Genomic DNA, 11,180 nt, shown 5'->3' with positions numbered 1-11,180 from the left:
CTAAGCTGTCTTCACGTTCAGGTAAACCACGTGACAGACGAGGTGAATGCTGGGCTAGCACCTCATAACTGGCACGGTTGGAATATTTGCAAACTTGCGAGAAGGATGAATAGGTTAAAAAGTTATTCTGATGCTTGCTCGAATTAGGGACGTTCTCTTTATGATATTTATTGGCTGCCATATCATGCAGCAATGCCGACAACGCCGCATCTCCCGCACCATTAGTATTTTTAATTTTCTCAGGTCCACCCATATACGGTGAAATATGAGAATAAACACGTATCGGATTTTCACAACTTATTTTTGATGCTGGGCGACTAAATTCATAACGATTGAATTCAGCAATAGAACCAGGTAATAGTGGCAACGATGTTTCACGTTTCGCCGCATCTTCAGTATATCCTGCCATAAATAAACCGACTGGGCCTGCGGTGCATAATACAAGATCAACCCAATTTAAGGCTTTATTTGACGCTGCAAGGGGATCACTTTCCCCGGTTAATGCTTCGGCTTCATCTTCATTCATGGCAACAACAGTGACATGATCACGCAAAAAATTTTGCCAAAATTGAGGGTCATCTTGAATAACAAATTTAGTACCTAAGGTTAAAACAACAGGTACATCATATTTCTTAGCATATTCAATCGCTCTCATTGTTGCCTCTGGCATTGGATCACCAGTTTTGCAGCGAATTAAATAAGCAGTCAATACTAAGGCTGAAGCACTTTTAAATATTTTTTCTGGAACACTTTCTGCGCGAAGTTGGTTCATTTGCCCTTCACTAATAGCAAAGGTTCTTTCTCCATCCTCTGTGATCAAGGCAAAGCAGCGCCCAATCGCTCCATCGACCGCTTGTAAATAATTCAGATCCATCCGACTTGATGTATTACATAAATAACGATAACCGTAGCTACCAATTTTTATATCTTGACTCATCACACCTAACAACGTTGAGCGATCATCTGCCAGCACCGAATAATTGTGTAATGTGTTGCCAATCGTTCCCCCAGCATATTCGTTAGTAATCAGACCATTTTGTTTGAGCTCAGTGTACAAAGCTTCGGCCTTCTGATCGTCAATCACTAACGAATGGCCTTTACTAAGCTCATATTTTTCGATGAGGTCAGTATTTACTTTCGCTTCTATATCCACCAAGGTCTGGTCGATACCAATAATATGTGTACGTGACATTTTTTTATTTTCTTGTGCTTGGATAACAAGTGGGTCACGTGCATGAACAGGAAAGTAATGCTTTGATTTGCGTTGGCCAGGAAATTTCATAACGTCAGTCTGAGTAGAGGAGAAAAAGATGCGCGATTCTACCGCGCACCCATTAGCGCGGCAACTAAGGCAATTATAGCAAACGTTTGCTCTTGATTATTTTTATTCACCTTCCATAAAGCTGAGATCAGGTAACCTATCTAAATGCTCTGAATAGCGTTTTAGGTCAAATTGCCCTTCGTTTTTCATCACATCAAAAATCTCAATTGCAAGCGCACAAGCAATAGAGGCAACGGCATCCTCCCTTGAGTGACCTGTCATCATCAAGCGCATCAAGGTTTCTTTGACCTTTAACGGATTTCCGTCCGCGAGTTGATTCTCTACTGTTTCGATGAGGAATGCGTCATCCATAATCTGATTGTCATCTTGCATTTTGTGGCCTTTTATTACGCTTTAAAATGGCACGCACTATGCCATAAGCCATTGTAGAATTCTAAAACTAATTTCTGCTGACATTGACAGATACGACGCCAATTAAACCAGATAGAAGTGTGATTGCTGTCTCGGATCTGTCGCGACGAAAATCTTTCTGCTAGAATCTGCGACCAAGTCAATTGAGTGGTATTAAGTAATGTCAGACAACCGCGGCGCAAACAGCCAAAAGAAAGTCATCGTCGGCATGTCCGGTGGTGTTGACTCCTCCGTTTCGGCGTATCTTCTCAAAGAGCAAGGTTATCAAGTCGAAGGCCTGTTCATGAAGAACTGGGAAGAAGATGATAACGAGGAATATTGTACAGCGGCGGAAGATTTAGCCGATGCACAAGCCGTGTGCGATAAGTTAGACATCCCTCTTCATACCATTAATTTTGCCGCCGAATATTGGGACAACGTATTTGAATATTTCCTTGAGGAATATAAAGCAGGGCGAACTCCCAACCCAGACATTCTTTGTAACAAAGAAATCAAGTTTAAAGCCTTTTTAGAGTTTGCAGATGAAGTGCTAGATGCCGATTATATCGCCATGGGCCACTATGTTCGACGCACCTTCCCTGAAGGTAATGACAAACCAAAAATGCTGCGCGGCTTGGACAACAACAAAGACCAAAGCTACTTCCTCTATACATTAAGCCATGAACAAGTGGCTCGTAGCTTATTTCCTGTCGGTGATTTAGAAAAAACCGAAGTTCGACGCATTGCGGAAGAACAAGGTTTGGTGACGGCGAAGAAAAAAGATTCAACCGGTATCTGTTTCATCGGCGAGCGCAAATTTACCGACTTCTTGTCTCGCTATTTACCAGCACAACCGGGTAAAATTGAAACACCAGAAGGTCTCGTTATTGGTGAACATCAAGGCCTGATGTACCACACTTTAGGTCAACGCAAAGGGTTACACATTGGTGGCCAAAAAGGCGGTGGCGGTAACGAAGACCCATGGTATGTCGCTGATAAAGATCTTAAACGTAACGTTTTGATTGCAGTCCAAGGCGCTGATCACCCATTATTGAAATCTCATGGCTTGATCGCTTCCCAATTACACTGGGTTGATCGTACACCAATCCAAGCAACGCTAAGCTGCACGGTAAAAACGCGTTACCGTCAAACGGATATAGCGTGTACCATCATCCCTATTGATGATGAAAACATTAAAGTCATTTTTGATGAGCCACAAGTGGCCGTCACGCCTGGTCAATCCGCGGTTTTCTATCAAGGCGATGTGTGTCTTGGCGGTGGAATTATTGAGCAGCGAATTTAAACAACTTAGGAGTAATAAACGTGGCTAACACCCTTTATGACCGTACCATCGCTTTTGCGGGTATCTGCCAAGCTGTCGCTTTAGTGCAACACGTAGCAAAAAATGGTCACTGTGATTCAGACGCGTTTGAAACTTCTCTAACGGCTATCTTAAGTACTAATCCAAACAATACACTTGATGTCTTCGGCTCTGAGGCCAACTTAAAAATTGGCCTCGAATGTTTGGTGAAAGGTATTGATAGCACGCCATCAGGGAGTGAAATCACTCGCTATATCATTAGCCTGATGGCATTAGAGCGTAAATTAAGCGCTCGTCGTGATGCGATGTCACAGCTGGGCGATCGTATTCAAACGATTGAACGTCAAGTCAACCATTTTGACTTGCTTGATGATCAGATGATCAGCAACCTTGCCAGTATCTACTTGGATGTTATCAGCCCTATTGGCCCGAGAATCCAAGTCACTGGAACCCCTACCATACTTCAACAAACTTCAACCCAGCACAAAGTGCGCGCCTTACTCCTTTCAGGAATTCGTTGCGCTGTCTTGTGGCGTCAGGTTGGAGGAAAGCGTCGCCATCTGATCTTCGGTCGTAAGAAAATGATCGAACAAGCTCAGATTTTATTAGCTCGAGTCTAATATTGACGCAAAGAATTCACTCTCACACTTAACCTCAAAATTCAGGAGAAAAACATGGAACTGTCAGCCTTGACTGCTGTTTCACCGGTAGACGGCCGCTACGGAAGTAAAACGATTGCGTTACGCAGTATCTTTAGTGAGTTTGGTCTCCTCAAGTATCGGACCATTGTTGAAATTCGTTGGTTACAGAAGCTTTCAGCCACTGCTGGAATTGCCGAAGTTCCAGCATTCAGTGATGAAGCCAATCAATTTCTTAATGCGATAGCAGACAATTTTAGCGAAGAAGATGCCGCTCGTATTAAAGAAATTGAACGCACAACGAACCATGATGTTAAGGCTGTAGAGTATTTCTTAAAAGAAAAAGTAGCGGGTGTTCCTGAGCTGCACGCCGTTAATGAATTCATTCACTTTGCTTGTACTTCAGAAGACATCAACAACACATCTCACGCGCTAATGCTCAAAGAAGCGCGCGATACCGTGCTTCTTCCTGAAATGCGCAACATTATTGATGCGATTCGTCACTTAGCAGAAGAGTATCGCGATATTCCGTTATTGTCTCGTACCCACGGACAGCCAGCATCACCAAGTACTATGGGTAAAGAGATGGCTAACGTAGCGTACCGTATGGAACGCCAATATAAGCAGATTGCCAATATCGAGATTCTCGCAAAAGTAAACGGCGCAGTAGGTAACTACAACGCTCACCTTTCAGCCTATCCAGAACTCGACTGGCATACCTTTAGCGAAGAGTTTATCACTGAATCGCTAGGTGTGGCGTGGAACCCTTATACCACACAAATTGAGCCACATGATTACATCGCAGAGCTATTTGATGCCGTTGCCCGCTTCAATACTATTCTGATCGACTTCGATCGTGACATTTGGGGCTATATCGCTTTGGGCCACTTCAGACAAAGAACCATTGCGGGTGAAATTGGTTCATCGACAATGCCACATAAAGTCAACCCGATCGATTTTGAAAACTCAGAAGGCAACCTAGGCCTTGCTAATGCCGTGTTCAATCACCTAGCACAAAAGCTGCCTATCTCTCGCTGGCAACGTGACTTAACAGATTCAACCGTGCTGCGTAACCTTGGTGTGGGTGTTGGTTATGCGATCATAGCCTACACTTCAACGCTAAAAGGGATCAGTAAACTGGAAGTGAACCGTGATGCGCTTCTTGCTGAGCTCGATAAAAACTGGGAAGTCCTTGCTGAACCAGTGCAAACGGTTATGCGCCGCTACGGCATCGAAAAACCGTACGAAAAATTGAAAGAACTCACGCGCGGTAAGCGAGTCGATGGTGAAGCAATGCGCCACTTTATTGATAGTCTTGCGCTACCTGAAGCTGAAAAAGCACGCTTGAAAGAGATGACACCAGCCAACTACATTGGCCAAGCAATTGAGTTAACCGACAAATTGTAATGCTCTTCAATCTAGCCGATTAATGACAAAGCCCACTTAGTGGGCTTTGTTTTTTAAGGTCGTATTTTATGTTATATCGTTTTTGATACCATAAAAAACGTTAGGCGTACTGCTGTTCAAACTCTTGCATAAAATCAACTAAGGCTTGAACGCCTTCCAGTGTCATCGCATTGTAAATCGAGGCTCGCATACCACCCGCGACTCGGTGACCTTGTAGCGAGACTAAACCACGCGCTTCAGCCAACTCTAAAAACGTACTATCCAACTCTGGTTTCACTAATTGGAAAGGCACATTCATCAGTGAACGGTTGTCTGGGTGAATGGTATTGCGATAGAAAAGTGACTCATCAATTGCGTTATAAAGCAGCGCTGCTTTCTCGCGGTTGATTTTCTCAATCGCCGCAACACCACCCTGCCCTTTTAGCCACTTGAATACGAGACCCGACAAATACCACGCAAATGTAGGTGGCGTGTTGAACATAGAATCTTGTTCAGCTTGCACTTTATAATTCAAGATAGTCGGCAGCACATCACTGGCTAAATCAAGCAAATCATCACGAACAATCGCAATACAGATCCCCGCTGGCCCAATGTTTTTCTGTGCTCCCGCATAAATGACTCCGTACTTTGAGACGTCTATTTGGCGCGACAAAATCGTAGATGACATATCAGCTACAATCGGTTTGTCTGTATCTGGCAAATCATTAATCTCAATACCATCTATCGTTTCATTCGGACAAAAATGCACGTAAGCCGACTCAGGATCGATTTTCCATTCGCTGGCTGGTAATACCGCTGTTTTGCCCTCTTTGGTCACTTTGGCGTTGAAAACATCGATTTCACAATATTTCTTCGCTTCTTTGACCGCACTTTCAGCCCAGTAACCCGCATCAATATAGGTCGCTTTAGTCGCATCGCCTAATAAGTTTAAAGGCACCGCCGCAAACTGAGCGCGCGCTCCACCCTGACAAAATAATACTTTGTAATTACTCGGGATATTAAGCAAATCTCGCAGATCTTGCTCCGCTTCTTGAGCAACGCGAATAAAAGGTTTACTGCGATGACTAATTTCCATAACGGACGTGCCAAGCTCGTTCCAGTTAATAAACTCGGCTTGCGCTTTTTCCATCACGGCTTTAGGTAAGGCTGCTGGGCCTGCGCTGAAATTATAGACTGGGCCCGCTTGATTTGATTCCATGAGTTCCTTGCTCCTGCTATCGACAATTAATGTGATTAATACCACTTTTTGATGTGGATAAAAAGCGAGAAAAGAGCTTCTATCGGCTCTTTTCTCTTACTGATTGCTAAAACTCGCGAAATCGTTTGCTTGAGCGCCGTTCGCTATCGCATCAATGCCGGAAGTAATAGTGTCAATAGCGGCATTTGATTGCCATTTTCAAATTCCAAGTTGCCCTGTTTCAGTTCAGCTTGGAGTCGATATCCTTGATCGGTTTGCTGCATAATTTCCATCACAACAAGCTCATCAATACCCTGCTGGATAAAAGGAAAATCTTCAACCAGCTGGTTAGAAATGAAGGTATCAATGTGGCCGGTTAAGGCTGGTAAAATGGTACTCGGATCTTGCACCACATTATTTGTCCCTTCAGGAACCGCTATCTTCCAGTTTGATTCAAACTCACCTTGGCCAACTTTTAGCGCCATTTTATTCATCGATAGATAAAAACCTTTCTCGAATAATGATTGCACATAAGGTAGTGCTTGCTGAATGTCCTCATCAGAAAGTTCTGGGCTGTTTTGGTAAAGCGTTGAGAGCTTCTCAAAAGCGTCACCATCTAAATCACCCAAGGTAAAATCAAGATTGAGGTCCTTCACCTCGCCTTCGCTATAAGTTAATTTATCCATCTCAATCAAGTGATTACTATCAAAACGAGAAGGCTCTCCTTTTAATACCGAATCAAAGGAATAACGCATGTTGTCCATACTCAGCGTATTTTCACCTAGGCCATCGACAAGATTAATTTTTGCTAACGCCAATGACTGTTGTCCTAGCCAGAAGCCTTTATCTTGTTTACCTATACCTTGACCAGTTAGCTGTGAAAGCATCATTTTTTCCCCACTGGTAAAATCCAACTCAACAGAAGGAACATTCAGTTGATAAGTGATTTCACCTAGTACAGAAATATCACCTTTCAATGTGGCGGGCGTTGTCGAGAACGTCATCTCGCCATCTTCACTTTGGTAGTGCCAACTGTCTAGCGCCACAGTATATTGAGTATTGCCATTCAACTGCGTGATACTGGTCATCGTCAATGGTAGATTTTCTTGATCAGCAATAACGGATGTTGCTGTTAAACTCAACAGGCCATGCTTAACCTCGCTATTGACTAAAACTTGGGTCGGTAAACCATCGGCAACAAACTGTTGTTTGAGCGTTTTATCTGCAATCTGATAGCGGGTTTGCACGGTTGATGAAAGGTAACCGCGCTTATAACTGACAATGTTCGCCTCGATTGAACCTGAAGAGATATTTGCAATACCGTTAGTGATCACCTTTTCACCGATTTGCCCGACAGCCAACGGCCAGCATGCCGCTAAGACGATAGCACCACCAACCGCACCAATAATTTTTAACTGTTTCATAGTGTTCCATTCCTGAATATTTTACCCAGTCTACCGTAAACAATTGAAAACCAAAACATGGAGTTAGGTCAGAGTATTGCTAAGATGTGATGAGAAATTCTAAAACCTAGCTCTCAAACCCACTGCGTAATACTTGCTACAGTAGTCAAAACAGCGATGACAGTAGAGGCTTGTGTGAACCATTACGCACTACTTTGTTTAGACAATAACCCAATCAGCACAGAACAGTTGCGAGCTGAGTTAGCTCCGTTCGCCGCTAAATTTGATCTTCATACAGCGGACACCATAGATGAAGCTGAGCAAGCCCTAGAATATTTGCACGAACGGCAACAAACGATTGCATTGGTCATTGCCAGTCACCATGAGCAGTTTGATGGTGCTGATTTTTTGACTCAGCTCGATAAATCAACCCACACGCGCTCAGCGCGGAAAGTGCTGATAAGCTGCGGACAAGATATTCAAGCCATTCTCACCGCCGTCAATGAGGGGCGATTAGATCACTGCCTCACTAAGCCACTACAAAATAACGTGCTCTATAAAACCGTCCAAAAAGAGCTCACGACCTACATCTTAGATCACGATAAAGACAACATTCTCAACTACAGCACCGTACTTGATCAACAGCGCATCTTACGAGCGCACATCGATAATAAAATGCGCAGTTATCGAGATGGTTTTATCTCCGATTACCACAAGCTTTCTGATACAGAACTGGCTGAGCAAGTAATTGGTGCTTTACACCAATTTTTTGAAAATGAAGATGAAACTCGCGCCTGCCGTACATACTCCACTAATCACTTTCTTACCAAAGAGGGAGAAGAGAACCGCTTTCTTTGGTTCATCACTGAAGGTGAAGTGGCCCTGTATAAAAAAGATGATTTAGGGCAACAAAGAGAAGTGGTTCGCCACAAAAAAGGCAACATTGTCGGTGGTATGTCTTTTGTGACTGGTGAGAAATCTTTTTCTACTGCCGTCACCCTGACTAAAACCGATGTGATTAAACTAGACCGAGATGTGTTTGCAAAAGTCATGCATTCGGATACTCGGCTATTGCCCTTATTTACTAACTTGCTGCTCCGCCATTTTAACCGCCGCTTACAACGCAGTATTAACACTAAATTACAACTACAAAAAACGCTCGAATCACTTGAGTCAGCTCATCAGCAATTAATCGAGCGGGAAAAAATGGCCATGCTCGGTCAGCTTGTTGCAGGCGTCGCTCATGAACTAAACAATCCTGTCGCCGCAATTTTACGTGGAACCGAAACATTGTCAGACAAGATTGAGCACTTAGTCCAAGAGACTGAACATAAAAATCTGCAACATAAAGGCAGCCAACTATTAAGGAATGCACTTTCAGCCAAACCTACTTCTACATCAGAAGAGCGGGCACGCGCTAAAGCCATAGAAAATGAAATTCATCATCGTTTGATCGCGAAAAAATTGGTCAAACTCAATCTAGATGATGATCTTGCGCTCCGACAATCGGCTAAGCATGATCCTGAGAAAACGTTAGAAACACTGGAACAATTAGAAAACTATTTCCTAACTGGTAGTACACTTCGTTCTATCAATGTTTGTGCACAACGCATCGCCGATATGGTACGAAGCCTTAAAGGGTATGCTCGCCCTGATGATGAAGCGCTGCACAAGGTCAATATTCATGAAGGTATTGAAGACACTCTGGTTATTTTCGAAAATCGTCTTAAGCGCCACAAAGTTGAGAAAGAGTATGCCGACTTACCTTTGATTACCTGTCAGCCGATTGCATTACAACAAGTATGGACAAACCTCATTTCCAACGCTATTGATGCCTTCCCAGCCAATGGCGTACTGCACATTGCAACCACATTAGCAAAACAGGGTAATCAATCTTTTGTGACCATCAGTTTCACGGATAATGGTTGTGGGATCCCGTACGAGCAGAAAGAGCGTATCTTCACATTAAATTACACGACGAAAAAAGAAGGTAACTTTGGACTCGGTATTGGGCTTTCTGTCTGCCAACAAATAGTCCACCAGCATCAAGGTTGGATCGATGTTCAATCTGAACAGGATAAATACACGACAATGACGGTATGGCTGCCAGTTAGTCGATAACTTGTCGTGCTGATGATTAAGGAGAATATCATGAACAAATTTTTGATCTTATGCGTGGACGATGAACGTGAAGTATTGGACAGCGTCATACAAGACCTCGACGAATTTGAAGAGTTTTTTATCTTAGAAGCCGCAGAATCTGTTGCAGAGGCAAAAGAAGTGATTGCCGATCACCAAGCTCAAAATATCAAGCTGGCTTTAATTTTGTGCGATCACATTATGCCCGAACAAACAGGCATTAGTTTCTTAATTGAATTAAGCCGCAATGAAGAGACGCAACATACACGCAAAGTACTACTAACAGGCCAAGCAGGGCTAGAAGACACCGTAGAAGCGGTGAATCATGCCAGCCTACATTTTTATGTAGCCAAACCTTGGGATGGGAACAAACTTCGCGATGTTATCAAAGATCAATTAACACAATATATGATTGAAAACGAATCAGATTTAATGCCTTGGGCTAGAGTCTTGGATGCCGAGAAAATCTTCAATGCGATCGCACAAAACCGCATCAGTTTTGGTGAATAAAATATCCTAACGAAGAAATGGCACTCTCTTTGCTTATTTTTTGCGAAGACAACAAAAGAATGACACTTTTTAATGGCGACAATGTCAATCTATGCACTATGATGTCTAAATTCTTTAATGTCACCGCGGGTATTCCGCGACTGACCATGGAAATAAACTAAAAATATAGGTTTATAGTGACTATGCGTAAAACAATCATTGCAGCCGCTTTGCTGCTAGCCTCAGGCCAAACACTGGCAGAAATAGACCGAAATAGCCCATCCGTCATGAGCAATTTTAGTTATGACTATATCGAAGCTCGTATTGGAGCCAGTCCAGTCACCTTTGGTGCTGCGATGAGCAAATCAATTCACCCAAATGCACATGTTATTGGCCGTATAGACTCTGAGTTTGAAGGTGATTTTGACGCAGCCGCAGGTTTTGGCTTTCATGCTCCTATTAACAACTGGGCTGACTTCACGGGTGAAATGCTACTACGCGTCGTAGATACCCGCGATAATAAAAGCGCCGATACAGGAATGGAATTAAACCTTGGCGTACGTCAATGGCTTGGACCACAGTTGGAAGTTGGTGGCAAAGGTGGTTTTGTTTCTATCGATGACAATGATGACTGGATTGCGTCTATTTATGCCCGTTTTCATTCTACAGAACTTTTCTCTCTCGGTGCCGAGGCTCGCATTAATGATGCTTACGGCGATCAACTGATGTTTACGACTCGTTTTAAGTTCTAGCTGTAAGCTAAATACAGTAAAAATCCGCCTTCTTAGAAGGCGCCTTTGGTTTATAGCCCCCTATAAGGGGGCATCCCTGCGCTGCTAGTTTATCTTCAACTCTAACTGCGCCTCATATTCTTGATCTTTCTTGTCTTGGTGCCTTACGTAACGCCTGATGATTTCTTCATTCACACCAACTG

The 11,180-nt window shown here is 43.3% G+C and carries 10 protein-coding genes and 1 pseudogene; 6 read left to right on the top strand and 5 right to left on the bottom strand.

Annotation, left to right across the window (positions count from 1 at the left end; all coding sequences use genetic code 11):
- Positions 1-1,282, bottom strand: a 1,282-nt coding sequence (locus AACU59_RS00140) for an inosine/guanosine kinase (RefSeq protein WP_161437809.1), incomplete at its 3' end; no start/stop codon positions are given.
- A 102-nt stretch (positions 1,283-1,384) separates the two neighbouring features.
- Positions 1,385-1,654 carry a hypothetical protein gene (locus AACU59_RS00135; protein ID WP_013857103.1) on the bottom strand — a complete coding sequence of 90 codons (270 nt, stop codon included), beginning with the start codon at positions 1,652-1,654 and terminating at the stop codon, positions 1,385-1,387.
- A 199-nt stretch (positions 1,655-1,853) separates the two neighbouring features.
- On the opposite strand from AACU59_RS00135, the gene mnmA reads away from it, so the two are divergent.
- From mnmA to purB, 3 genes are read left to right on the top strand one after another with little or no spacing between them, the layout of a single operon-like run.
- A complete protein-coding gene (mnmA, locus tag AACU59_RS00130; RefSeq protein ID WP_094144517.1) occupies positions 1,854-2,975 on the top strand; it encodes a tRNA 2-thiouridine(34) synthase MnmA in 1,122 nt (373 codons plus the stop codon).
- 20 nt (positions 2,976-2,995) lie between these two features.
- Positions 2,996-3,613: a high frequency lysogenization protein HflD gene (hflD, locus tag AACU59_RS00125; RefSeq protein WP_013857105.1), complete on the top strand. Its 618-nt coding sequence runs from the start codon at positions 2,996-2,998 to the stop codon at positions 3,611-3,613.
- Between the two features lie 54 nt (positions 3,614-3,667).
- A complete protein-coding gene (gene purB, locus AACU59_RS00120; protein ID WP_019281972.1) occupies positions 3,668-5,038 on the top strand; it encodes an adenylosuccinate lyase in 1,371 nt (456 codons plus the stop codon).
- Between the two features lie 100 nt (positions 5,039-5,138).
- Here purB and serC read toward each other — a convergent pair whose 3' ends face one another.
- Both serC and AACU59_RS00110 read right to left on the bottom strand, forming a co-directional pair.
- On the bottom strand, positions 5,139-6,236 hold the full coding sequence (serC, locus tag AACU59_RS00115; RefSeq protein ID WP_161437808.1) for a 3-phosphoserine/phosphohydroxythreonine transaminase: 1,098 nt from the start codon (positions 6,234-6,236) through the stop codon (positions 5,139-5,141).
- Positions 6,237-6,379: 143 nt separating this feature from the next.
- A complete protein-coding gene (locus AACU59_RS00110; protein ID WP_094144515.1) occupies positions 6,380-7,639 on the bottom strand; it encodes a DUF945 family protein in 1,260 nt (419 codons plus the stop codon).
- A 174-nt stretch (positions 7,640-7,813) separates the two neighbouring features.
- On the opposite strand from AACU59_RS00110, the gene AACU59_RS00105 reads away from it, so the two are divergent.
- The 3 genes from AACU59_RS00105 to AACU59_RS00095 all read left to right on the top strand — a co-directional run bounded on the left by AACU59_RS00105 (position 7,814) and on the right by AACU59_RS00095 (position 10,998).
- Entirely contained in the window at positions 7,814-9,739 is a 1,926-nt protein-coding gene (locus tag AACU59_RS00105; protein ID WP_176428496.1) for an ATP-binding protein, read from the top strand.
- A gap of 30 nt (positions 9,740-9,769) precedes the next feature.
- Positions 9,770-10,267 (top strand): response regulator, encoded by a 498-nt coding sequence (locus AACU59_RS00100; protein WP_026028033.1) that lies wholly within the window; start codon positions 9,770-9,772, stop codon positions 10,265-10,267.
- Between the two features lie 182 nt (positions 10,268-10,449).
- On the top strand, positions 10,450-10,998 hold the full coding sequence (locus tag AACU59_RS00095) for a hypothetical protein (RefSeq protein WP_094144513.1): 549 nt from the start codon (positions 10,450-10,452) through the stop codon (positions 10,996-10,998).
- An 84-nt stretch (positions 10,999-11,082) separates the two neighbouring features.
- Here AACU59_RS00095 and AACU59_RS00090 read toward each other — a convergent pair.
- Positions 11,083-11,180: pseudogene (locus tag AACU59_RS00090) on the bottom strand (IS200/IS605 family transposase); the annotation flags it as partial.

The organism is Vibrio sp. V23_P3S9T160 (genome assembly GCF_963886625.1).
Classification (GTDB): Bacteria; Pseudomonadota; Gammaproteobacteria; order Enterobacterales; family Vibrionaceae; genus Vibrio; species Vibrio anguillarum.
This window is presented reverse-complemented; position numbering and strand designations above follow the sequence as displayed.

Bases quoted from the DNA above. Each gene is read 5' to 3' on its own strand.
- AACU59_RS00135 (WP_013857103.1), bottom strand. From the start codon at position 1,654: ATGCAAGATGACAATCAGATTATGGATGACGCATTCCTCATCGAAACA.
- mnmA (WP_094144517.1), top strand. From the start codon at position 1,854: ATGTCAGACAACCGCGGCGCAAACAGCCAAAAGAAAGTCATCGTCGGC.
- purB (WP_019281972.1), top strand. From the start codon at position 3,668: ATGGAACTGTCAGCCTTGACTGCTGTTTCACCGGTAGACGGCCGCTAC.
- serC (WP_161437808.1), bottom strand. From the start codon at position 6,236: ATGGAATCAAATCAAGCGGGCCCAGTCTATAATTTCAGCGCAGGCCCA.
- AACU59_RS00110 (WP_094144515.1), bottom strand. From the start codon at position 7,639: ATGAAACAGTTAAAAATTATTGGTGCGGTTGGTGGTGCTATCGTCTTA.
- AACU59_RS00100 (WP_026028033.1), top strand. From the start codon at position 9,770: ATGAACAAATTTTTGATCTTATGCGTGGACGATGAACGTGAAGTATTG.
- AACU59_RS00095 (WP_094144513.1), top strand. From the start codon at position 10,450: ATGCGTAAAACAATCATTGCAGCCGCTTTGCTGCTAGCCTCAGGCCAA.